This is a genomic window from Pseudomonas sp. ADAK21, assembly GCF_012935735.1.
In the GTDB taxonomy this organism is placed as follows: Bacteria; Pseudomonadota; Gammaproteobacteria; order Pseudomonadales; family Pseudomonadaceae; genus Aquipseudomonas; species Aquipseudomonas proteolytica.
In genome coordinates this window covers 2,100,560-2,124,226 of record NZ_CP052857.1, presented here as the reverse complement: position 1 = coordinate 2,124,226, position 23,667 = coordinate 2,100,560, and the positions used below count along the sequence as shown (strand labels likewise).

At 61.1% G+C, this 23,667-nt stretch carries 22 protein-coding genes; 16 read left to right on the top strand and 6 right to left on the bottom strand.

What is annotated here, in order from left to right; all coding sequences use genetic code 11:
* The first annotated feature begins 180 nt into the window (after window positions 1-180).
* The 14 genes from HKK57_RS09815 to HKK57_RS09750 all read left to right on the top strand — a co-directional run bounded on the left by HKK57_RS09815 (window position 181) and on the right by HKK57_RS09750 (window position 14,528).
* The gene (locus tag HKK57_RS09815) at window positions 181-396 is read left to right on the top strand and encodes a DUF1127 domain-containing protein (RefSeq protein ID WP_007911656.1); all 216 of its coding nucleotides are present in this window, start codon (window positions 181-183) and stop codon (window positions 394-396) included.
* 315 nt (window positions 397-711) lie between these two features.
* Entirely contained in the window at window positions 712-1,032 is a 321-nt protein-coding gene (locus HKK57_RS09810) for a DUF2388 domain-containing protein (protein ID WP_029290413.1), read from the top strand.
* 186 nt (window positions 1,033-1,218) lie between these two features.
* Complete coding sequence (locus HKK57_RS09805; RefSeq protein ID WP_070995496.1) at window positions 1,219-1,527, top strand: DUF2388 domain-containing protein; 309 nt, start codon at window positions 1,219-1,221, stop codon at window positions 1,525-1,527.
* Between the two features lie 26 nt (window positions 1,528-1,553).
* On the top strand, window positions 1,554-1,874 hold the full coding sequence (locus tag HKK57_RS09800; protein WP_029290409.1) for a DUF2388 domain-containing protein: 321 nt from the start codon (window positions 1,554-1,556) through the stop codon (window positions 1,872-1,874).
* Complete coding sequence (locus HKK57_RS09795; RefSeq protein WP_092232534.1) at window positions 1,871-3,832, top strand: DUF7844 domain-containing protein; 1,962 nt, start codon at window positions 1,871-1,873, stop codon at window positions 3,830-3,832. Before HKK57_RS09800 ends, HKK57_RS09795 begins: the two co-directional genes overlap by 4 nt.
* 375 nt (window positions 3,833-4,207) lie before the next feature.
* Window positions 4,208-5,515, top strand: a complete 1,308-nt coding sequence (locus tag HKK57_RS09790) for a CitMHS family transporter (RefSeq protein ID WP_070995498.1) — start codon at window positions 4,208-4,210, stop codon at window positions 5,513-5,515.
* A gap of 65 nt (window positions 5,516-5,580) precedes the next feature.
* Entirely contained in the window at window positions 5,581-6,348 is a 768-nt protein-coding gene (locus HKK57_RS09785) for a TerC family protein (RefSeq protein ID WP_070995499.1), read from the top strand.
* Between the two features lie 292 nt (window positions 6,349-6,640).
* Entirely contained in the window at window positions 6,641-8,299 is a 1,659-nt protein-coding gene (locus HKK57_RS09780; RefSeq protein WP_029290400.1) for a Na/Pi cotransporter family protein, read from the top strand.
* Between the two features lie 190 nt (window positions 8,300-8,489).
* Window positions 8,490-9,875, top strand: a complete 1,386-nt coding sequence (locus tag HKK57_RS09775; protein WP_169390089.1) for a M16 family metallopeptidase — start codon at window positions 8,490-8,492, stop codon at window positions 9,873-9,875.
* Between the two features lie 69 nt (window positions 9,876-9,944).
* Window positions 9,945-10,976, top strand: coding sequence for a DUF5924 family protein (locus HKK57_RS09770; protein WP_029290396.1), 1,032 nt, complete (start codon window positions 9,945-9,947; stop codon window positions 10,974-10,976).
* 55 nt (window positions 10,977-11,031) lie between these two features.
* Window positions 11,032-12,180, top strand: a complete 1,149-nt coding sequence (locus tag HKK57_RS09765; protein ID WP_029290394.1) for an ABC transporter permease — start codon at window positions 11,032-11,034, stop codon at window positions 12,178-12,180.
* A complete protein-coding gene (locus tag HKK57_RS09760) occupies window positions 12,177-12,980 on the top strand; it encodes an ABC transporter ATP-binding protein (RefSeq protein ID WP_070995502.1) in 804 nt (267 codons plus the stop codon). Before HKK57_RS09765 ends, HKK57_RS09760 begins: the two co-directional genes overlap by 4 nt.
* 1 nt (window position 12,981) lies before the next feature.
* The gene (locus HKK57_RS09755; protein ID WP_029290391.1) at window positions 12,982-13,920 is read left to right on the top strand and encodes an MlaD family protein; all 939 of its coding nucleotides are present in this window, start codon (window positions 12,982-12,984) and stop codon (window positions 13,918-13,920) included.
* Complete coding sequence (locus tag HKK57_RS09750; protein ID WP_029290386.1) at window positions 13,917-14,528, top strand: ABC-type transport auxiliary lipoprotein family protein; 612 nt, start codon at window positions 13,917-13,919, stop codon at window positions 14,526-14,528. The genes HKK57_RS09755 and HKK57_RS09750 overlap by 4 nt, the downstream gene beginning before the upstream one ends.
* A gap of 91 nt (window positions 14,529-14,619) precedes the next feature.
* Here HKK57_RS09750 and HKK57_RS09745 read toward each other — a convergent pair whose 3' ends face one another.
* The 5 genes from HKK57_RS09745 to HKK57_RS09725 form a co-directional block, all read right to left on the bottom strand.
* Window positions 14,620-15,849, bottom strand: a complete 1,230-nt coding sequence (locus HKK57_RS09745) for a nucleoside recognition domain-containing protein (RefSeq protein WP_029290384.1) — start codon at window positions 15,847-15,849, stop codon at window positions 14,620-14,622.
* Between the two features lie 95 nt (window positions 15,850-15,944).
* Complete coding sequence (gene gltP / locus HKK57_RS09740) at window positions 15,945-17,276, bottom strand: glutamate/aspartate:proton symporter GltP (protein WP_029290382.1); 1,332 nt, start codon at window positions 17,274-17,276, stop codon at window positions 15,945-15,947.
* 708 nt (window positions 17,277-17,984) lie between these two features.
* Window positions 17,985-18,452 carry an inhibitor of vertebrate lysozyme family protein gene (locus tag HKK57_RS09735; protein WP_029290380.1) on the bottom strand — a complete coding sequence of 156 codons (468 nt, stop codon included), beginning with the start codon at window positions 18,450-18,452 and terminating at the stop codon, window positions 17,985-17,987.
* Between the two features lie 2 nt (window positions 18,453-18,454).
* Window positions 18,455-18,619, bottom strand: coding sequence for a DUF1328 domain-containing protein (locus tag HKK57_RS09730; protein ID WP_003170804.1), 165 nt, complete (start codon window positions 18,617-18,619; stop codon window positions 18,455-18,457).
* A gap of 79 nt (window positions 18,620-18,698) precedes the next feature.
* Complete coding sequence (locus tag HKK57_RS09725; protein WP_070995526.1) at window positions 18,699-18,983, bottom strand: hypothetical protein; 285 nt, start codon at window positions 18,981-18,983, stop codon at window positions 18,699-18,701.
* Between the two features lie 394 nt (window positions 18,984-19,377).
* On the opposite strand from HKK57_RS09725, the gene algB reads away from it, so the two are divergent.
* Entirely contained in the window at window positions 19,378-20,724 is a 1,347-nt protein-coding gene (gene algB / locus HKK57_RS09720; protein WP_029290372.1) for a sigma-54-dependent response regulator transcription factor AlgB, read from the top strand.
* A 10-nt stretch (window positions 20,725-20,734) separates the two neighbouring features.
* On the top strand, window positions 20,735-22,522 hold the full coding sequence (locus tag HKK57_RS09715) for a KinB sensor domain-containing domain (protein WP_029290370.1): 1,788 nt from the start codon (window positions 20,735-20,737) through the stop codon (window positions 22,520-22,522).
* Window positions 22,523-22,816: 294 nt separating this feature from the next.
* On the opposite strand, the gene HKK57_RS09710 is transcribed toward HKK57_RS09715, so the two are convergent.
* Window positions 22,817-23,593 (bottom strand): N-acetylmuramoyl-L-alanine amidase, encoded by a 777-nt coding sequence (locus HKK57_RS09710; RefSeq protein WP_154907991.1) that lies wholly within the window; start codon window positions 23,591-23,593, stop codon window positions 22,817-22,819.
* Between the last annotated feature and the right edge of the window lie 74 nt (window positions 23,594-23,667).

Below are 23,667 nucleotides of genomic sequence, written 5' to 3'. Positions count from 1 at the left end.
GCACCAAATCAGTGCCGACAGGTACAGTTGCCCCATTTCTGTACAGTACAGCCCCTATAAACAGTTAACTGGCCCCTCACAATACAGGTGAACTGTATCTAGAGAGTCTTGTGCCGGAGGAGGATCATTGGCATCAGTTAAACCACTACCTAATCCCGCCACAAGCGGAAGGATGTCATCATGGAACGTACACTCAGTTCCGAACTGTTCTTCGAAGATAAAGCTGTCAACACCCAGGCTTCCCTGCCTCTGCGCGTTATCGCCAACCTGATGTTGTGGCAGCGCCGCATCTCCAGCCGCCACCAGTTGGCTCGTCTGGACTCGCGTCTGCTGGCCGATGCCGGGATCAGCGAAGCTCAACGCTACGAAGAGCTGAGCAAGCCGTTCTGGCGCTGATTTAGCGCCCGCTGGCCATGACCTACCGGGTCCACCGCCAGCACCCCGAATTGTTGTAGCAGAACCCGCCCCGGGTAACCGGAGGCGGGTTTTGTTGTTCTGGGCGGTCGGAAAAGGCTGCTTGACGGCCTTTTCCAGCACGCCAACAAGTACAGTTTAAAAAATACAAACACAGACCAGTACAATTTTGGATCGGTTTAATTTGTAGCGGTCAATCACCCTTTTCAGGCAGCGACTTCCCACTGCGTACTACCCGAACAGATAGGCGCCAGCTACTATCGCGTCATCAGTTCGTCTCATCCACAGGAGCCACCCATGTCCCGTCTTCGTTTGCTAAGCGCTGCAGCCCTGCTTGCCGTTGCTGCCAATGCCAGCGCCACCAGCCTGATCGTGACCACCGACTCGATAGTGGGCGCGCTCAAAGCCACTTCCGACGCCACCTCCGATGCCACCTCGTCCCTTCGCGACAACAAAGTCGTGCGCGCAGCACGCGACGATGCCGCCAGCTTCGTTGCCAGCCAAGGCGCGATCCGTGGCGTGAAGCTGGAAAGCGCCCTGGCGCAGATCCGCCAGCAAGCCCCCCAACTCAACACCGCTACCGACGCGCAACTGGCCCAGGCGATCCTCGCCATCTGACCTTGACTCACTGTAGGAGCGAGCTTGCTCGCGAAGATCGCGAACGATAACGCGGGGCTCACTGCTAAAATACTGCGCTCTCAGGTTCTTCGCGAGCAAGCTCGCTCCTACAGTAGTCGGCCTGCTCGCTGGCTCTCGCCCGGGCATTGCGCTAGCCTTGGCGCTCGTTTTCAGTTGTCGAGTCCCATGGCTTTTTCATACCGTTTGTTGATTGCTCCCACAATATTTGCCATCTGCGGCGCCGCTCCGGCCCAGGCCTTTGATCTGTCCACCCAAGGCGTCGTCGCCAGCGCTTATGCCACCAGTAAAGTGACCTCGGCGCCGTTCGATCGTAAATTGATACTGGCAGCCCAGGATGACGCTGCTGTGTTTATTGCCACTGACGGCCAATGGCGGGGCGCCCGACTGGAGAGCGCGCTGGATTACCTGCGTCGCACCGAGCCAAAACTTAAGTCCAGTGACCTTGAACTGGCCCAGGCAATTCTCGTCCAATAATCATCTTTACCTTTTGGAGTCATTCCATGCGTCGCCCGTTGATCGCAGCTGCTCTCGGCCTGTTCCTGCTGGCAGATATCGCCCAGGCACAAACCCTCGTGGCCACCAGTAACATCATTGTTCGTGCTTTCGGCCGCACCATTGATTTCACCTCGGACACCACCACCTCCATCCGTGACTCCAAAGTCGTGCGCGCAGCCCACGATGACGCGGCCAGCTTTGTCGCCAGCAATGGCGATATCCGCGGCGCGCAACTGGAGGCCGCCTTCGACACCCTGCGAACCCGCGTGCCAGAAGCCCGCGACGCCAGCGACCAGGTCCTCGCCGAAGCCATCCTCGCATTGTGAGGCGCTTCACCGCCTGGCTATTGGCTGCGACGGTACTGCTGGCTGCCAGCGCCGCCCAGGCCAGCCTGCAACTGCGGCTCAAGACCGACGGCTTGAGCCCGGCCCAACAGCAGGCCAGCCAGGCATTGCTGGATGAAGCGATGCAGGCGCTGCCGCCGCGCTTCATCGAGCAACTGGACCGGCGCATCGACGTCGGCTGGACCGACGACATGCCCGCCAATGCCTATGGCCAGGCGTCGCTGGTCGCTGAACTGGACCTCAATCGCAAACTGCTGGCCAGCCTTACTGACGGCACCGCCGCCACCCAACAGACCCAGCGCCCCCACGGCACCGTGCGCAGAGAACTGCTCGCGACCGTTCTGCATGAACTGACCCATATCTATGATCGCGCGCGCCTGTGGCCCACGGACCAGCGCTCGTTGATCCGACGCTGCAGCCGGCAGAACAACATCACCGGCCTGGTTGGCCTGCCCGATCAATGCCGGGGCCAGAATGACCGGCGCTTCACGCTCAGCGACGATCCACGCTTGCTTGACCTGGCCGGCTGGCCGCAATACGTCGGCCGCCGTGGCGAGCGCGAGCAGCACAATCGGCAAGTGGCCCGCAGCCCGGACCTGTACGAAATCACCAACCCCAAGGAATTCGTCGCGGTCAACATGGAGTACTTCCTCCTTGACCCGAGCTACGCCTGCCGCCGTCCCGCGCTGTACCGTTACTACCAGCAACACTTCGGCTGGGCCCCGCCAGCCAAGGACGCTTGTGCCAACACCTTCGCCTTCCTCAATGCCGGCAACGATTTTGCCAAGACGCCCCTGGGCCAGGTCGACCCCGAACGCGTATACGCCATCGACTACCTGCTGGCCGAAGCCAACCAGAACCTGGTGAGCCGCTGGGGCCACAGCATGCTGCGCCTGGTGATCTGTGCGCCGGGCCGCCCACGTGGCCCGGATTGCCGCCTGGACTTGGACCAGCACCTGGTGTTGTCCTACCGCGCATTTGTCGGCGACGTACAACTGTCGAGTTGGGACGGCCTGGTGGGCAAGTATCCATCGCGCCTGTTCGTACTGCCCCTGGCCCAGGTGATCGACGAATACACCAAGACCGAACTGCGTGGCCTGGCTTCCGTGCCCCTGATTCTCACGCGCCAGGAGATCAACGACACCGTCGAACACGCCGCCGAAATGCACTGGAGCTACGACGGCAATTACTACTTCCTCTCCAACAACTGCGCCGTCGAAGGCCTTAAACTGCTGCGCAGCGGTAGCGCCAACCCGCAACTGACAGCCCTGGACAACATCACCCCCAATGGTTTGCTGGAAGTCCTCAAGGCCCGTGGGCTGGCCGACACCAGCGTGCTGGACGACCGCCGTGAGGCCTTGCGCCTGGGCTATCACTTCGACTCCTTCCGTGAGCGCTACCAGGCGATGTTCGAGGTGCTGAAGAAGCACCTGCCGATCCCGCAGACCCAGGTCGAAGACTGGCTGACCTTGAGCGCCGAGCAACGCAGGGTGTGGTTCGACAAGGCCGACCTGCGCACCAGCGCCGCATTGCTGCTGCTGGAACAGGCCAGCTTTCGCAAGCAACTGATGCTCGCCCAGGACGAGGTCAAGCAACGCTACCTCGGCGCCCGCGAACTGAAGAACGGCGGCATGGCCAAGGCCGATGCCACGCTGCAGCAGATCCTCGCCAACAGCGGTTTCCTCAGCCGCCCGGCGGAACTGCTCGGCAGCAGCGGTTATGGATTGCCCCAACCCAAGGAGTGGCAGCGCCTGGAATCAGAAAGCGCCTTGCGCCAGAAACAGCTGCAATCGTTGACCGGCGACCTGGATAAAGAGGTGAGGGCGCTGCTGGAACCTTCGCGCGCGGCGGAAATTGCCGCCTGCGAGGCCAATCTCAAGCAGGTTGGCGAACATCTGCGCGCACTGCACAAGGCCGCTGGCGGGCTGCAACTGCCTTAAAACCGTAGGAGCGAGCGTGCTCGCGAAAAAACCGAACATACCGCGTTTACCCGGCAAACGCGCCTTAACGTTCACGACCTTCGCGAGCAAGCTCGCTCCTACAGTGAACCTCATCCACCTGAAACCTGTTTTTCCAGCGAAAGCTGGCTGAAAGCTTTCGCGATTAGGATCGCCCTCACTACCGGCAATAGACCGGTTGGCCAACCTGAGCGCTTTATGCCCAGGGGCCCAATTAACAACAACAATGGTGATGCTGATGTCCGCTCGTACCCGCCTGTTTTTCCCGACTCCCCCCGTACGCCTCGCGCTTTTCGTTCTGCGCTGACCCCAACCCGGTTCGCCATTCCCTAGCCGCGCTACGCCTGGAGTATTCCTATGCTGACTTTCCTTGGCTTTGCCATGGTCATCACGTTCATGTTCCTGATCATGACCAAGCGCCTCTCGGCGCTGATCGCCCTGATCATCGTGCCTATCCTGTTCGCGCTGTTCGGTGGCTTTGCGCCGAAGATCGGCCCGATGATGCTCGAAGGCATCACCAAGCTGGCGCCTACCGGCGTGATGCTGATGTTTGCCATCCTCTACTTTGCCTTGATGATCGACTCCGGCCTGTTTGACCCGGCCGTGCGCAAGATCCTCAAGCTGGTCAAGGGCGACCCGCTGAAAGTCTCGGTCGGTACTGCCGTGCTGGCGCTGGTGGTGTCCCTGGACGGTGACGGCGCCACCACCTACATGATCTGCGTGGCCGCCATGCTGCCGCTGTACAAGCGCATCGGCATGAGCCCGCGAATCATGGCCGGCCTGATCATCCTCGCCGGTGGCGTGATGAACATGACCCCCTGGGGCGGCCCGACCGCTCGCGCCGCCAGCGCCCTGCACGTGGACCCATCGGACATCTTCGTACCGATGATCCCCGCCATGGCCGCCGGCGTAGTGGCCATCCTGGTGATTGCCTACATGTACGGCCTGCGCGAACGTGCCCGACTCGGCGTACTGCACCTGCAAGGCGATGAAATCGATCACAGCGAAATCAGCGTCTCGCAGTTCCCGGATGCCCGTCGCCCGAAACTGATCTGGTTCAACGGCGCCCTGACCCTGGCCCTGATGTGCACCCTGATCGCCGGCCTGTTGCCGCTGCCGGTGCTGTTCATGGTGGCCTTCAGTATCGCGATGATCGTCAACTACCCGTGCCTGCAACAGCAGAAAGACCGCGTTGCCGCCCACTCGGGCAGCGTGCTGGCGGTGGTCGGCCTGATCTTCGCCGCAGGTATTTTCACCGGCATTCTGTCGGGCACCGGCATGGTCGACGCCATGTCCAAGAGCCTGCTGGCCGTCATCCCTGAAGCCCTTGGCCCGTACCTGGCGGTGATCACCGCGCTGGTGAGCATGCCGTTCACCTTCTTCATGTCCAACGATGCGTTCTACTACGGCGTATTGCCAGTACTGGCCGAAGCCGCCAGCCACTACGGCATCACCGCCGCAGAAATGGGCCGTGCCTCGATTGTTGGCCAGCCGGTCCACTTGCTCAGCCCGCTGGTGCCGTCGACTTACCTGCTGGTGGCCCTGGCCGGTATCGAATTTGGCGATCACCAGCGCTTCACCCTGAAGTGGGCAGTGCTGGTGTGCCTGTGCATAATGGTCGCCGCATTGCTGTTGGGCACATTCCCGCTGTTCAGCACTCTATAATCGTAACAACCCACTGCGCCGGCCCTCCTGCCGGCGCGGTCTAACACTCGCGCAAAGGAACACATATGGAATGGCTGACCAATCCGGAGATCTGGATTGCCTTCTTCACCCTGACGGCTCTTGAGATCGTTCTGGGCATCGATAACATCATCATGATTTCGATCCTGGTCAGCCGTATGCCCAAGCATATGCAAGCGCGCACCCGGATCTTCGGCCTGGCCCTGGCCATGGTCACCCGGATCCTGCTGCTGCTGTCGATCACCTGGGTCATGCAACTGACCGCCGACCTGTTCGTGGTGTTCGGCCAGGGTATTTCCGGCCGCGACATGATCCTGTTCTTCGGCGGCCTGTTCCTGCTGTGGAAAAGCTCCCAGGAGATGTACCACGCCCTGGAAGGTGAAGACGAAACCCATGACGAGCCGAAAGGCAAGGGTGGCAAGTTCATCTACACCATCATCCAGATCGCCATCATCGATATCGTGTTCTCCCTGGACTCGGTGATTACCGCCGTGGGTATGGTTTCCCACGTACCGGTCATGGTTGCTGCGATCATCGTTGCGGTCTTGGTGATGATGCTGGCCGCAGGCACCATCAGCGAGTTCATCGACAAGCACCCGTCGCTGAAAATGCTCGCGCTGTCGTTCCTGCTGATCGTGGGTACCGTGCTGATCGCCGAATCCTTCGACGTGCATGTGCCAAAAGGCTACGTGTACTTCGCCATGGCGTTCTCCCTGGCGGTAGAAGCGGTCAACATCAAGATGCGGACCGCCATCGCGAAAAAGAAAAAGCAGCAGGATCCTGTGAAACTGCGCAAGGACATCCCGGGCCAATAACCCGCGGGCAACACCTGTAGGAGCGAGCGTGCTCGCGAAAAACGCCAACGGTAACGCGTGCTGCCTCATTTCACGCGTTGCCCTTGAGTTCTTCGCGAGCATGCTCGCTCCTACAGTCGTTTCAGGCGCCTGCAAAAAGCTGATTTCATGACAGTTTTGTTTCAAAGCCGACTTTAGCTATGCGATGCTGGCGCACAGGCCGTTCGCCAACTACAGCTTAAGTACACAACACAAAACGGCACGCGGCACTTTTTGCTCCACTTGGAGCACGACTCAATACAGGGGGCCGAGCATGCTGACCCTGCTCAATCTTCTTTCCGCCGTGACCTTGCTGATCTGGGGCACGCACATCGTCCGTACCGGCATCCTGCGGGTCTACGGCTCCAACCTGCGCCAGGTCATCGGGCAGAACATGGCCAGGCGCTGGCTGGCGTTCATTGCCGGGATCCTGGTCACCGCCATGGTGCAAAGCAGCAACGCCACGGCGATGCTGGTGACCTCGTTCGTCGGCCAGGGCCTGATGGGCCTGACGCCCGCCCTGGCGACCATGCTCGGCGCCGATGTCGGTACCGCGCTGATGGCACGGGTGCTGACCCTGGATCTGTCCTGGCTGTCGCCGCTGCTGATCTTTCTCGGGGTGATCTTCTTCCTGTCGCGCAAACAGACGCGCGCCGGGCAGATGGGTCGGGTCGGTATCGGCCTGGGCCTGATCATTCTCGCCCTGCAACTGATTGTCGAAGCCGCCGGGCCGATTACCCAGGCCCAGGGCGTCAAGGTGCTGTTCGCCTCGCTGACCGGTGACATCCTGCTCGACGCCCTGGTGGGCGCGCTGTTTGCGATGATTTCCTACTCCAGCCTGGCCGCCGTGCTGCTGACCGCAACCCTGGCCGGTGCCGGGGTGATTGGCCTGCATGTGGCCATCGGCCTGGTGATCGGGGCCAATATCGGCAGCGGTGTCCTGGCGTTCCTCAGCACCAGCATGCAAAACGCCGCCGGTCGCCAAGTGGCCTTGGGCAGCCTGCTGTACAAGCTGATCGGCCTGCTGCTGATCATTCCCGTCCTGGACCCGCTGGTGCTGTGGATGGACACCCTGGACTACAGCGCCCAAGGCATGGTCATCACCTTTCACCTGCTCTACAACGTCACCCGCTGCCTGATCCTGCTGCCCACCATCGGCCCGATGGCGCGCCTGTGTGCCTGGCTGCTGCCGGAGCGCCCGGAGGCCAATGGCCTGGCCAAGCCCCGTCATCTGGACCCGACGGCGCTGACCACCCCGAGCCTGGCCCTGGCCAACGCCGCCCGGGAAACCCTGCGCCTGGGGGACCTGATCGACAACATGCTGACCGCCATGCTGGAAGTGCTGCGCGGCAAACAAACCGCCATCACCCAGGAAATGCGCAGCCTCAGTGATGACGTCGAGGCACTCTACAGCGCGATCAAGCTGTATCTGGCGCAAATGCCCCGCGAAGATCTCAGCGAGCACGACAGCCGGCGCTGGGCCGAAATCATCGAGCTGTCGATCAACCTGAAGCTGGCCGGCGACTTGATCGAACGTATGCTGCGTAAGGTCCAGCAGCAGAAAACCTCCCAGCGCCGCTCGTTTTCCGAAGTCGGGCTCGAAGAACTGGCCGGCCTGCATAGCCAGTTGATCTCCAACCTGCGCCTGGGCCTGTCGGTGTTCCTCAGCGCCGACCCGGAAAGCGCCCGCCAGTTGCTGCGCGAGAAGCGCCGCTTCCGCGCCCAGGAACGGCGCCTGGCCCACGCCCACGTCAGCCGCCTGCAACGCAAAATCGTGCAAAGCATCGAGACCAGCTCCCTGCACCTGGAGCTGATTGCCGACATGAAGCGCCTGAACTCGTTGTTTTGCAGCAGTGCTTATGTCGTGCTGGAAACCTCCGAGACCGGTGCGTTGGCGGTGGACAATATTGCCGACATCACCCATTCGCCCTGAACGAACCGCACACCCCGGGAGTCAGTTAAAAACACCACCTACCCAATGTAGGAGCGGGCTTGTGTGGGAGCGAGCTTGCTCGCGATAGCATCACTGCGGTGTAACTGATTCACCGAGTGCGCGCATCGCGGGCAAGCCCGCTCCCACAAAAAGCCAGTTTCAACCGTTATTGCTCGCTAGGAACCCCGTTATGCGTCGCCTGCTACTCGCCTGCCTGCTCATAGGCTCGGCCCACGCCTCTGCCTTTGATCGCTTGCAGGTCGAAGGCTACATGTTGCCCAACGGCCTGCAATTGCTGCTCAAGCCGGGCACCGAGCGCGGGCACGTGGCGATCCGCCTGGTGGTCGGCGTAGGCCTGGATGACTTCAGTTGCGAAGACAAAGAACTGCCCCACCTGCTGGAACACCTGCTGTTCAGCGGCATCGATGGCGGCGGCGAAGGCGAGCTGGAAGAACAGATGCAGGCCCTGGGCGGGGAGTGGAACGCCTACACCAGCAATGCCGACACCACCTTCGTCATCGAGGCCCCGGCGCGCAACCAGCGCAAGGTGCTGGACCTGCTGAAGGCGATCCTGACCCGGACCGAGCTGAGCGATGCCGCAATCAACGCCGCCAAGCAGGTGGTGGAGCGCGAAGATGGGGGTCACTATTCACACCTGCAACGCCTGCTGGATCGCCAGGACCTGGGCCATAACGCCAGCAATCAACTCGCGGTGGAACTGGGCCTCAAATGCGCCGAGCGGGCCGAAGTCGAACACCTGACCCGCGCGCAACTGCAGAGCGTGCGCCAGGCCTGGTACGCCCCCAACAACATGACCCTGATCATCGTCGGCGACCTCGACAAACTGCTGCCGGCCTATCTGGAGCGCACCTACGGCCAACTCGAGCCGGTCGACCCCAGCGAACACCGGGCGTTGCCGCAAACCCTGGGCGCCGCAGCGACCCATCGTGACCTGATCCGTGGCTGGGTCGGCGATGGCGCCAAGCTGCACTGGTTGTTCCCCGAACCCACGCTGGACGAGCAGCACGATGCCACCTACGACCTGCTCAAGGACTACCTGGATTGGGCGTTGTATCGCCAGTTGCGCCTGCAGCATGGCCTGTCCTACGGCCCATGGAGCGAGCGCGAAGTGCTGGGCGGCGTGGGGTTCATGAGCCTCAACGCGGACCTTGACCGCGATAACCTGCCCGAGGCCGAACGCGTTCTTGAAAGCCTCAAGGCCAGGCTGCTTGAGGACGGTCTCGACCCGGCGACCTTCAGCCGCCTGCAACAAGCCGCCATCGACCGCCAGGCCTGGGCCGTGCAGGGCAATAGCGCGCTGGCCGACTACTACTGGGGCGCCTTGGCCGACTACGCCGACGGGCGTCTCAGCGACCCGGCCAAGCGCCTCAAGGCCGTGAGCCTGGCGCAAACCAATCAGGCCATGCGCCAGCTGTTCAACCAGCAGGGCTACTGGCGCATCGAAAAACCGCTGCTCAGTTACGACGCCCTGGGCTGGATCGCCGCAGGCGTGCTGGGGCTGATTGCTATTGTGCTGATTGGGCTGCGCCGTTATCGCAAAGCAATTGTGCAATGACACGCCTATCAACAGGCTAAGACGTTATTCTGTCTGGGATTTTTTCCTACAAAGACTGCGAACTGCCGAATGCCAAACCTGACCCTTCTCATCCAGCGCGTCCTCGAACTGATGAAGCGCTACCCAGGGGTGATCGCACTCGGCGGTTTTATCTCGGGGGTGGGCAGCTTTATCCTGGTGGACCGCCAACAAGGCATGGCCAGTTGGATCGCGATCATCATGCTGGTGAGCTGGCTGTGGCTGATGCTGGAAAACAGCTTCACCCAGTTGTTCAGCAAGGTCTTCAAGCGGGAAATCCCCGAACCGCTGCTGCGCTACGCCACACAGATGATCCACCAGGAAAGCCTGTTCTTTGTCCTGCCGTTCTTTTTCGTCACCACCACCTGGAACAGCAGCCAGGCCATTTTCACCGGCTTGCTGGGCGCCGCCGCACTGGTCTCGATCACCGACCCGCTGTACTACAAATGGCTGGCGCCCAAGCGCTCGCTGTTTCTGGCACTGCACACCCTGACCCTGTTTGCCGCCTTGCTCACCGCACTGCCGATCATCCTGCACCTGACCACCGCCGAGAGTTACAAACTGGCGCTGGGGGTGGCGATGGCCTTGTCGATCCCCAGCCTGGCCGTGAGCCTGCCGCTGCGCAGCGTCAAGGGTTGGCTGATGCTGCTGGGCGTGACGGCGGCGATTGGCTGCGCGGGTTGGTTCCTGCGCAGCTGGGTGCCGCCGGCCACCCTGTGGATGACCGAAGTGGCAATCAGCACCCAATTGCAGGACCGCACCCCCGGCGATGACCTCAAGGAAGTCAGCGCCAGCCAACTGCGCAGCAGCGGCCTGTACGCCTACACCGCAATCAACGCACCGCGCGGGCTGGACGAGCGCATCTACCATGTGTGGCAGTTCAACGGCAAAGAGGTCGACCGCATCGCCCTGGATATCCATGGCGGACGCAAGGAAGGCTACCGGGCCTGGACCCACAAGCAGAACTTCCCGGCGAATGCCGTGGGCCGCTGGCAAGTACGGGTGCTGACCGAAGACGGCCAGGTCATCGGCGTGTTGCGCTTTAAAGTCACTGACACCGTACAAACGGACACGCCAAAGTAGGACGGATCGTGCTATTACATAGCAATTGTGGAATAGCCAAACAAGCTCGGAGCTTATGACCAGTAGCACAACGGCAGGCAATGCCCACCTGGACGCGTCCACCCAGCCGCCTCAATTGCGGGTCACCGGGGACTGGACGCTGGCCCACTACAGCGCCCTGAAAAAGCTCTCGGCAAGCCTCGACGGCCAGTACGACGCCAGCACCCGCGTCGACCTCAACGGCCTGGGCGCACTGGACACCGCCGGCGCCTCGTTGCTGGTGGAACTGCTGGGCCCGGAGCGCATTGAGCATTCGGCCGAACAAACCGACTGCAGCCTGCCCGCTGCCGACCGGGCGCTGCTCAAGACCGTCTACCGCTCCCTGAATGATTTTTGTGTGCCGGTCAAAGAGCCGCAGCAAAACGCCGGTATCCAGCTTTTGGCACGCATCGGCCGCGCGGTGGATACCGTCTGGCAAGACGCCATGACCCTGCTGGGCTTTATCGGCCTGATTCTCGAAACCTTCGCTCGCGGCGTGTTCCGGCCCAAACGCTGGCGCCTGACGCCGATGGTGGCGCATATCGAACAGACGGGGCTGGATGCCGCGCCTATCGTCGCCTTGCTGACCTTCCTGGTGGGCGCGGTGGTCGCGTTTCTCGGCGCCACGGTGCTGGAGAGTTTCGGCGCAAGCATTTTCACCGTGGACCTCGTGGCGTTTTCCTTCTTGCGGGAGTTCGGTGTCCTACTCACCGCGATCCTGATGGCCGGCCGCACCGCCAGCGCCTTCACCGCACAAATTGGCTCGATGAAGGCCAACGAAGAAATCGACGCGATCCGCACCATGGGCCTCGACCCCATGGAGTTGCTGGTACTGCCACGCGTCCTCGCGCTGCTGGTGGCGCTGCCGATGCTGACCTTTCTCGCGATGATTTCAGGCATTGTCGGCGGCGGCGTGGTGTGCGCCGTGGCCCTGGATATTTCGCCGGCGATGTTCCTCTCGCTGCTGCAATCGGACATTGGTGTCCAGCATTTGCTGGTGGGGCTGGTCAAGGCACCGTTCTTCGCCTTCCTGATCGCGGCCATTGGCTGCCTGGAAGGCTTCAAGGTCAGCGGCAGCGCCGAATCGGTCGGCGCCCACACCACCTCCGCAGTGGTGCAATCGATTTTCGTGGTGATCGTGCTCGACGCGGTAGCCGCATTGTTCTTTATGGAGATGGGCTGGTGAGCCGTTTACAACGAGCGCCCAGCGAGGCGGTGATCGAAGTCCGTGGCCTGTGCAACCGCTTTGGCCCGCAGAGCGTGCATGAAAACCTCGACCTGGATCTGTACAAGGGCGAGATTCTCGCCGTAGTGGGCGGCTCGGGCAGCGGCAAGTCGGTGCTGCTGCGCAGCATCATCGGCCTGCGTCAGCCCAGCGAAGGCCAAGTGCGGGTATTCGGCCAGGACTTGCCGAGCCTCTCAGAACACGAGCGCTCCCTGGTGGAACGGCGTTTCGGCGTGCTGTTCCAGAAAGGCGCGCTGTTCTCCTCGCTGACGGTCACGGAAAACGTCGCCCTGCCACTGATCGAACACGCCGGCCTGAGCCGCGCCGATGCCGAGCATCTGGCGGCAGTCAAGCTTGCGCTGGCCGGGCTGCCATTGTCGGCGGCCGACAAATACCCGTCCTCGCTGTCCGGCGGGATGATCAAACGTGCGGCCCTGGCCCGCGCCCTGGCCCTCGACCCGGACATTTTGTTTCTCGACGAACCGACCGCTGGCCTCGACCCCATCGGCGCGGCGGCATTCGACCAACTGATCCTGACCCTGCGTGATGCCTTGGGCCTGAGCGTGTTGCTGATCACCCACGACCTCGACACGCTCTACACCATCACCGATCGCGTGGCCGTGCTGGCGCAGAAAAAGGTGCTGGTGGCAGATGCCATCGATGTTGTCTCGGAAACGGACGACGCCTGGATTCACGAATACTTTCATGGCCCTCGGGGCCGCGCGGCATTGGATGCCGCTCAACCGCTCAACGAGGTATGACATGGAAACCCGAGCCCATCATGTGATGATCGGTCTGTTCAGCGTGATAGTCGTGGTCGGCGCTATGCTGTTCGGCCTGTGGCTGGCCAAATCCAGCGTCGACAGCGCGTTCCAGGATTACGAAGTGATCTTCAACGAAGCGGTCAGCGGCTTGTCCCAGGGCAGCGCGGTGCAGTACAGCGGGATCAAGGTGGGTGACGTCACCAGCCTGCGCCTGGACCCCAAAGACCCGCGCCGCGTACTGGCACGTATCCGCCTGGCCGGCCAGACGCCGATCAAGGAAGACACCCAGGCCAAGCTGGCGTTGACCGGCATCACCGGCACCTCGATCATCCAACTCAGCGGCGGCACCCCGCAAAGCCCCGAACTCAAAGGCAAGAACGGCAACCTGCCGCAGATCACCGCCTCGCCATCGCCCATTGCCCGGCTGCTCAATAACAGCAACGACCTGATGACCAGCATCAACTTGCTGCTGCATAACGCCAACCGCATGTTCTCGCCCGATAACGTCGACCGCTTGAGCAGCACCCTGGCACACCTGGAGCAGACCACCGGGGCCATCGCCGAGCAGCGCGGTGATATCAAGGTGGTGATGCAGCAGTTGGCCCAGGTCAGCAAACAGGCCGGCGCCACGCTGGAGCAGACCACTGCGCTGATGCGCAACGCCAATGGCCTGCTCAACGACCAGGGCAAGCAGATGTTCGGCAGCGCCGAAGGGGCCATGCGCTCCCTGGAGCAAAGCACCGCGACCATCAACCGCTTGTTGGACGACAACAAGGATTCCCTGAACAGCGGCATGCAGGGCCTCAACGAACTGGCGCCTGCCGTACGCGAGCTGCGCGATACCCTGGGCTCCTTGCGCGCCATCTCCCGTCGCCTGGAAGCCAACCCCAGCGGCTACCTGCTGGGCAGTGACAAGAACAAGGAGTTCACGCCATGAAGCGTGCTTATAAAATGATCGTTCCGGTGGCCCTGGCGCTGGTCAGTGCCTGCTCGATCCTGCCCAAGGCCGACCCTTCCAACGTCTATCGCCTGCCCACCGCCCAAGTGACGGCCCACGGCAACCCGGTAGCCTGGTCGTTGCGCCTGGCCAAACCGCAAGCCAGCGAATTCCTCGACAGCCCGCGCATTGCCGTGGTGCCTCAGGGCGATTTGATCAGCAGCTATGCCCAGTCCCGCTGGAGCGATCCGGCGCCGGTACTGTTGCGCAACCGCCTGCTGGACGGCTTCCAGCGCGATGGCCGGGTGGCCTTGTTGAGCACTGATGACACCAATCTACAGGCGGACCTGGAGCTGGGCGGGCAGTTGCAGGCCTTCCAGAGCGAGTACCGCGGCAGTGCGGTGGAAGTGGTGATCCGGCTGGATGCGCGATTGGTGCGCGGCAGTGACCAACGGATCGTGGCTGCCAAGCGTTTTGAAGTGCGCCAGCCGGTGAGTGATACCCAAGTGCCAGCGGTGGTGGCCGGGTTTGGGTTGGCGGGAGATCAGTTGACCAAGCAGGTGGTGGATTGGGTGGTGGCGCAGGGCAATACAGCACCTAAACGCTGAGGGCCTCATCGCAGGCAAGCCAGCTCCCACATTTGATGTGTTCACAAATCAAAATGTGGGAGCTGGCTTGCCTGCGATAGCGGCCTGAAGCTTAGCCAAAGAACCAGTAGCAAACGGCAATCGCCGCCACCACGCCAGCAAACTCCGCCAGCAGCGCACACCCCACCGCATGCCGCGCGCGCTGGATGCCCACCGAGCCAAAGTACACCGCCAGTACATAGAAGGTGGTCTCGGTACTGCCCTGAATCGTCGCCGCCACCAGTGCCGGGAAGCTGTCCACGCCTTGGGTCTGCATGGTCTCGATCAGCATCGCCCGCGCCGCACTGCCGGAGAACGGCTTGACCATTGCCGTGGGCAAGGCGTCGACAAAGCGCGTGTCCAGGCCGGTCCAGGCCACCAGGTGGCGAATGCCTTCCAGACCAAACTCCAGCGCCCCGGAAGCGCGCAGCACGCCGACCGCACACAACATCGCCACCAGATACGGCAGCAGGTTCTTGGCGACGTCAAAGCCCTCTTTGGCGCCTTCGACAAACGCCTCGTAGACCTTGACCTTGCGCAACGCGCCAATCAGCAGGAACAGCATGATCAGGCCAAACAGCGTGAGGTTGCCAAGGATCGAGGACAGGCCCGCCAGGGCCGTGGCCGACATCGTCGCCAGCAAGGCCATGAAGCCGCCCAGTACCAGCGCGCCCGGGATCAGGTACGCCAGCACCACCGGGTCCCACAAGCGCAGGCGCTGCATCAGCGCCACCGACAGCAGGCCCACCAGGGTCGAGGCGCTGGTGGCCAGCAGGATTGGCAGGAACACCAGGGTCGGGTCCGGCGCGCCTTGCTGGGCGCGGTACATGAAGATCGTCACCGGCAACAGGGTCAGGGAGGACGCGTTAAGCACCAGGAACAGGATCTGCGCGTTGGTTGCGGTGTTGGGGATCGGGTTGAGCTCTTGCAGCGCCTTCATGGCCTTGAGGCCGATCGGCGTGGCCGCGTTATCCAGGCCCAGGCCGTTGGCGGCGAAGTTGAGGGTGATCAAGCCGATGGCCGGGTGACCGGCCGGGACTTCCGGCATCAAGCGCAGGAACAGCGGGCCCAGGGCCTTGGCCAGCCACTCGACGATCCCAGCCTTTTCGGCGATGCGCAGGAAGCCCAGCCACAATGTCAGGGTACCGAACAGCAGTACCATCACCTCCACCGACAGCTTGGCCATGGCGAAGATACTCTCCACCATCGCCGCAAAGATCCCGGCGTTTCCACCCACCAGCCATTGCACCAGCGCCGATACCATTGCCACGACAAAGAAGCCAAGCCACAGGCCATTGAGCATCAGTCACACCCCTTTAAATATGTGGCGAATGATAGCGGGGCTGGCAGAAACGACAAACCCCGGATTTACCGGGGTTTGTGCGATTCAAGCGGCGATCAGCCCTGGCTGGTCTCGCCAGCCGGCAGCGCGGTCTTGGTCCGCCAGTGTGGCAGGGAGTTCCAGTAGCGCTCGCCCTTGGCATCGTCGTACATGCCTTCCCAGCGCGAGATGACCAGCACGGCCAGGGCATTGCCGATCACGTTCAGGGCGGTACGCGCCATGTCCATGATGCGGTCGACGCCGGCGATGAACGCCAGGCCTTCCAATGGGATGCCCACGCTGCCCAGGGTTGCCAGCAGTACCACGAAGGACACGCCCGGTACACCGGCGATACCTTTGGAGGTGACCATCAGGGTCAGTACCAGCATCAGTTGCTGGCCAACCGACAGATCGATGCCATACAGCTGGGCAATAAAGATCGCCGCGATGCTCTGGTACAGGGTCGAACCGTCGAGGTTGAACGAGTAACCGGTTGGCACCACGAAGCTGCAGATGGCTTTCGGTGCGCCGTAGGCTTCCATCTTCTCGATCACGCGCGGCAGCACGGTCTCGGAGCTGGCGGTGGAGTAGGCCAGTACCAGCTCATCCTTGAAGATGCGCATCAGCTTGATCACCGAGAAGCCAAACAGGCGGGCGATCAGGCCAAGAATCACGAAAGCGAAGAACAGGATGGCGACGTAGACCAGGATCACCAGCTTGGCCAGAGGCAGCAGCGAGGCGAAGCCGAAGTTGGCCACGGTCACCGCGATCAGGGCAAATACACCGATAGGGGCGTATTTCATGATCATGTGGGTGACTTTGAACATGCTCTCGGAAACGCCCTGGAACATGGTGACCAGGGGTTCGCGCAAGTCTGGCTTGAGGCTCGACAAGCCCAGGCCGAACAACACGGAGAAGAAGATGATCGGCAGCATCTCGCCACGAGCAACAGCGGCAAAGATGTTCGATGGGATCAGGTTGAGGATGGTCTCGATGAACGCATGCTCATGCTGCACCTCGGCGGCGGTCGCCTGGTACTTGGAGATGTCCACCGTACCCAGGGTACTCATGTCGATGCCGGCACCCGGGTGGAACAGGTTGGCCAACAGCAGGCCGACCACAATCGCAATGGTAGTGACCACTTCGAAGTAAACGATGGTCTTTACGCCGATCCGACCGAGCTTTTTCGCGTCCCCTACACCGGCGATTCCGACAATCAGCGACGAAATCACGATCGGGATCACGATCATCTTGATCAGGCGGATAAAGATATCGCCCGCCGGCTGCAACACGTTGCTGATCCACCAGGCTTTTTCGGCGCTGAAGTGGTTGAGTACAGCACCGATTGCAATCCCTAGCACCAGACCGATGAGGATCTGCCAGGCGAGGCTTAGTTTTGCCTTCTTCATGTCATTACCCTTGTTTCAAGTGGACTCAGGCAGATGCGCCAGCTGGAACGCCCGGAAGCGAAAAAGTGTGAGCATCAGCCTCCGTAGAAGGTCACCGCAGTTGGCCGATATGGCTTACTGGCAAGCGAAAAAAGGCGCAACTATTCCCATGCGGGGGGGCATAGTCTAATGCCGTAAACGCCTACCCCATGCCGAATCGGCATGAGTTTTTGCAAATAAAACTGTCTGTTTGGTCAGTTCGAATGCGACATTTTGTCAGGCATACATGCCGTTAACCGGCCATTTCAGGCTCGCCTAGGGACGTTAGGCTTTTTTGTCGGCTGGAAAAAACTCGTGCAAATTCCTACGCATACCATCGAAAAACACGTCTGGCCGAAGACAAACTTTCTCGATAGATGGTCGCGATGTAACACCGCGAAACGGTTATGTTGAAGCAGAAGGGAATTTTGCAGCTATAGGCGGCATAAGCGCCTAGTGATGACTATCAAGCTCGCCGCAAGTCCGTCAGGCCATAACTGCCTGCGGACTTGCGTCGCAGCTTTTCTCCTGACCCGGCCCTTGCGCAGGCACTCCCTGTACCCGTAGGTCACGCCGATCCACCTTGATCAGAGCAACCCGGCCCCCTGGTCATGCACCGTCATCAGGCGGCGGTGCAAACGGAAACAGGCAGTTGGCCTGGTTCCATGTTGGCGAGGCCCGCAGAGGGGCCTAGTACCAATTCGGATCTTTCTTCAGTTGCTCCATCAGCAACTTCTGCATGCCTTCATCGGGCTTACCGATGAAGCGATAGTCCGCATGCCGTGTTGGCGACTTGTCCGCCGGAAGCCCGGCAGGAACTTCGACCAACATCGCGTAGGCATCGTCCTTATCCATGCTGAACGCGACGATCAGACGTTTATTTAGGCAGGTGTCGGCCGTTTCACACAGCGGCCCTACCAAATACCCGTCACCGTCTTCCGTGACTGCGTTCATTTGCTCAGACGTGCCCGACAGGTTGATCACCCATTCAGGTAGACGCTCTTCCTTCTTGACCACGCCCTGCCAGGTTTCGCGATACTGCGGGTCGGCATTGAGCAGCTCATTGGCCCGCGCCTGGCCGTCATTGGCGGCCATGGCCAAGCCACTGCCGCCCAACAGCAGGGCGGCAGCAAGGGTTTTGAAAGACAAGTTGGCCATGTTCAGCCTCGACCGCGGCGGCCAAAGAAGAAGGAAGCGATGAACATCACCAGGAAAACGACAAAGAGAATCTTGGCGATACCCGTAGCGGTGCCCGCGATACCACCGAAGCCCAGGACTGCAGCCACAATGGCAATGATCAGGAATGTGATTGCCCAACTCAACATGGTGATTCTCCTTATGCGTCTATAGAAGTGACTGCTGTGTAGCCATCCTGTCGCACCCAACGGGGCGCCAGGTTCGTGCCTAGAACACCCAGCGTTCCTCGATCGGTTCGTCGTACAGGGCGATGTCCTGTTCAACCGCCATCATGCGTGGAGCGGTGACTTCAGCGCTGCTGCTGCCAACGGAACGGAAATGGGTCTGCGTCATGGGTGCGCGCTCGAACTGCGGGGCGGACTGCTGGCTCTGCTGCCAATGTTGCAATTGCTGACCACCGATCAAGGTCACCATCAAGGCGAGGCTGGCGAACAGCCCCTGTTGAAGGCGCAGTGGCGATACACGCAATGGCTTGAGGCTTTGGCGAGTCATCCTGAATATCTCCCGCATGTTGTTTTGTTCGTTATCACGCTTGTAGGAGAGGTATTGCAGAGTGCGTGCCAGTTTTTTAATCAGATAAACATCAATAAAATCAGGCACTTGCAATATTGATCCGTTTCTTCCCAGCAGCATCCTGCACGATGCGCCTATCCTCACCGTGCGAAATGCACGATGGTCAGTGGTCGGTTCAAGGGATCAGAGCGGGCTGTAGGACTGCCGAAGGGTCAAGAAGGGTGAAAAACACGCTGCCTAGGCATGTAAGTAGGAACGGTCTCAGATAGCTGCGCGATTGGGCTTTGAATCAATCAGAATAAACCATGCAACTTGCCCGATTATTCCGGGACTAACCAAGATCAATCATTTTTACTTAAGGAGCGCGGGACAGATGGAATCAGCCAAGGAACTTCAAGGCCGCATTCTTTTAGTGGACGACGAGTCCGCAATCCTCCGCACCTTCCGTTACTGCCTGGAAGATGAAGGCTATACCGTGGCCACCGCCAACAGCGCGGCCCAAGCCGATGCCCTGCTGCAACGCCAGGTCTTCGACCTGTGCTTCCTGGACCTGCGCCTGGGCGAGGACAATGGTCTGGATGTACTGGCGCAGATGCGTATCCAGGCGCCCTGGATGCGCGTAGTGATCGTCACCGCTCATTCGGCCGTGGATACGGCCGTGGATGCGATCCAGGCAGGCGCGGCCGATTACCTGGTCAAGCCTTGCAGCCCGGACCAACTGCGCCTGGCCACCGCCAAGCAGCTCGAGGTGCGTCAGTTGTCGGCACGCCTGGAAGCGCTGGAAGGCGAAGTGCGCCAGCCCAAGGATGGCCTCGACTCCCATAGCCCGTCGATGATGGTGGTGCTGGAGACCGCCCGCCAAGTGGCCGGCACCGACGCCAATATCCTGATCCTCGGCGAGTCCGGCACCGGTAAAGGTGAGCTGGCCCGGGCTATCCACGGCTGGAGCAAAAGGGCGAAGAAGTCCTGCGTCACCATCAACTGCCCGTCCCTGACCGCCGAACTGATGGAAAGCGAGCTGTTCGGCCACAGCCGAGGGGCCTTTACCGGCGCCAGCGAAAGCACCCTGGGCCGGGTCAACCAGGCCGACGGCGGCACGCTGTTTCTCGACGAAATCGGCGACTTTCCCCTGACATTGCAACCCAAGTTGCTGCGTTTTATTCAGGACAAGGAATATGAGCGGGTCGGCGACCCGGTCACCCGCCGCGCCGATGTACGTATCCTGGCGGCGACCAACCTGAACCTGGAAGACATGGTGCGCGACGGGCGTTTTCGCGAAGACTTGCTGTATCGCCTCAACGTCATCACGCTGCACCTGCCACCCCTGCGTGAACGCAGCGAAGATATCCTCGCCCTCGCCGACCGCTTCCTCGCGCGCTTCGTCAAAGAGTACGCGCGGCCAGCTCGCGGCTTCAGCGACGAGGCCCGCGAAGCACTGCTGAACTACCGTTGGCCGGGCAATATCCGCGAACTGCGCAACGTGGTGGAGCGCGCGAGCATCATCTGTGCCCAGGAGAAGGTCGAAATCAGCCATCTGGGTATGGCCGAGCAGCCGACCAATAATGCACCGCGCATCGGTGCGGCGCTGAGCCTGGATGAGCTGGAAAAGGCCCATATCGGCGCCGTCCTGGCCACCAGCGACACCCTGGACCAGGCAGCCAAGACCCTGGGCATCGATGCGTCGACGCTGTATCGCAAACGCAAGCAATACAACCTGTGAGCTGTACCTTATGAAGCTGGCGATGAAACTGCGCACGCGGCTGTTCCTGAGCATTTCTGCGCTGATCACCGTGGCGCTGCTCGGGTTGCTGCTGGGGCTGGTGAGTGTCATGCAAATGGCCAAGACCCAGGAATCCCTGATCCGCAGCAACTTCATCACCCTGGATCTGGGGCTCAAGCTGCGCCAGAGCCTGGGTGACCAACTGATTCTGATGCTTCACGACACCCCAGACCCGGTGGCGCTGAACAAGGCCAAGCAGCAATACTTCAAGCTGTTGGACGAGGGCGTCGCCCACGAAATGAGTGTCGCCAGGGTCGGCGGTTTCTCTCAAGCCAAGGCCGATTACCTGACGTTCCTTGAAGCGTTCGAAGAAAACGAAAGTACTCCGCCGTCCCTGCGCAATAACGAAAAACTCACCACCAGCTTCAACGTCTTGCGCAATGGCCTGATCAGCGAACATAAAAGAGCACTGGAAAACATCAACGACACCGAAAGCCAGTCTCGCGAACGCGCCCTGTGGATTGCCGGGCTGCTCGGGCTGGTGGGCCTGGCAGTGCTGATCATCGGCTTCATCACCGCCCATGGCATTGCCCGGCGCTTTGGCGGGCCCATCGAAGCCCTGGCCAAGGCGGCCGATAAAATCGGCCAGGGAAATTTTGATGTCACCTTGCCGATTTCTTCGGCGGCTGAAATGAACCAACTGACCCGACGCTTCGGCATCATGGCCGAAGCCCTGCGTCAGCATCAGGCAACCAATGTCGACGAATTGCTCGCCGGCCAGCAACGCCTGCAGGCTGTACTCGACAGCATCGACGACGGTTTGCTGATGATCGACCGCCAAGGGCGCCTGGAGCATCTCAACCCGGTCGCCCAGCGCCAGTTGGGTTGGGACGAGAGTCGCCTGGGGCAGGGCCTGGGTGAAGCGTTGCAACGGCCCGAACTGGATGAGCAACTGCACCTGGTGCTGCGTGGCGGCAACCTGGAACACGCACCTGACGACCTGGAAGTGGAAGTCGAGGGTGAATCACGCCTGTTGACCTACAGCATGACGCCCGTCAGCCACCACCAAGGGCATATTCTCGGCGCCGTGATGGTGTTGCATGACGTTACCGAACAGCGGGCCTTCGAACGGGTGCGCAGCGAATTTGTGCTGCGTGCTTCCCATGAGTTGCGTACGCCAGTCACCGGTATGCACATGGCGTTCGGCCTGTTCCAGGAACGGGCGAAATTCCCTCCTGAGTCTCGCGAAGCCGACCTGTTGAATACGGTCAACGAAGAAATGCAGCGCCTGATGCAGTTGATCAACGACCTGCTCAACTTTTCCCGCTACCAGAACGGCCTGCAAAAACTCACCCTGGCGCCTTGCGACATCAATGATCTGCTTGAACATGCCCGTGCGCGCTTTGCTGAACTGGCGAATGCGCAAAACATCGACCTGCTGGTAGAAGCGCAAGCGCAACTGCCCAGGTTGCATGCCGACCAAGCGCAATTGGAGCGGGTTCTGGACAACCTGCTCGGCAATGCCCTGCGCCATACCAGCGAAGGCGGGCAGATTCGCCTGCAGGCGCGGCGCCATGGCGAACGGCTGATCATCAGCGTCGAAGACAACGGCGAAGGCATCGCCTACGGCCAGCAGGGTCGGATTTTCGAGCCTTTTGTCCAGGTAGGCCGCAAGAAAGGCGGCGCCGGCCTGGGGCTGGCGCTGTGCAAGGAGATCGTGCAGTTGCACGGTGGCCGCATGGGAGTCTATTCCCGGCCGGGGCAGGGTACGCAGTTCTATATGGCGTTGCCGCTGTAACTCGTGGCAAGCGGGCTTGCCCTGCGCGGCGGCGCCAACAAGGTCGGTGCTTTTTTCAGGCTAACCGAGTGGCAGGTTTGGGGCTGCTACGCAGCCCAACGGAGGACTAGCCCCCTCGCCACATTTACCGTGCCAGCAGTGGTCAAAGCACCTCTTGTGGCGAGCGGGCTTGCCCCGCGCTGGGCCGCGCAGCGGCCCCAATAAGGCCGGTGAGTTTTTCAGATAAACCGAGTGGCAGGTTTAGGGTTGCTACGCAGCCCAGCTGGGGACGAGCCCCCTAGCCACTAACCCCACTTAGCGGTGGTTCAACACCCGCAGGATCGCTGCGCTTTGCGCATCCGGCGTGCCGTCGTACAGGGCCGGCCGGAAGCGCATCTGGAACGCGGCCAGCACACGCCGAGTCGCCACATCCAGCTCGCCGGTCTGCGGCGTGGAATACCCCAGGCGTGCCAACTCTTCCTGGAACCAGGTAACGCTTGGCAGTTGCCTGGCGTACTCGGCCTGATACCGCGCGACCGCCTGGCCCTCGGGCCAGATCCCCAAGCCTTCATCCGCCAGGCGCTTCCACGGGAACAAGGGGCCCGGATCAAGTTTGCGACCGGGGGCGATATCGCTATGCCCAATAATGAACTTAGGGTTGATCCGGTTGCGCTGGCTGATGTCCTTGAGCAAGGTCACCAGGGACTGGACCTGCGCTTCGGAGTAGGGATACCAGACGCGCCCGGTGGGCGTATCGCGGTAGCCCGGGTTGACGATCTCGATACCAATGGAGCTGGAGTTGAGCCAGGTACGCCCCATCCATTCACTTTCCCCGGCATGCCAGGAGCGCTTGTCTTCATCCACCAGTTTATAGATGGTCGCCCGGGCGTCGTCGCCAATCAGGTAGTGGCTGCTGACCTGGCCTTTGGTCAATAGCGCCAGCGAACCTTGAAGGTTGGTCGCGGTGTAGTGCAGCACGACGAACTGGATACGATTATCGAAGTTCACCGAAGGGTGGGTGGTATCCAGGCGCGGGCCACTCGCACAGCCGGCGAGGGTGAGGGACAGAAGAGCAGCAACGAGAAATTTCATGGCAACAGACAGTACGCTAATAACGATAATGCAACAGTGTAACGTACCGTTTGCCGTTCCGCGGCAGGCTTACA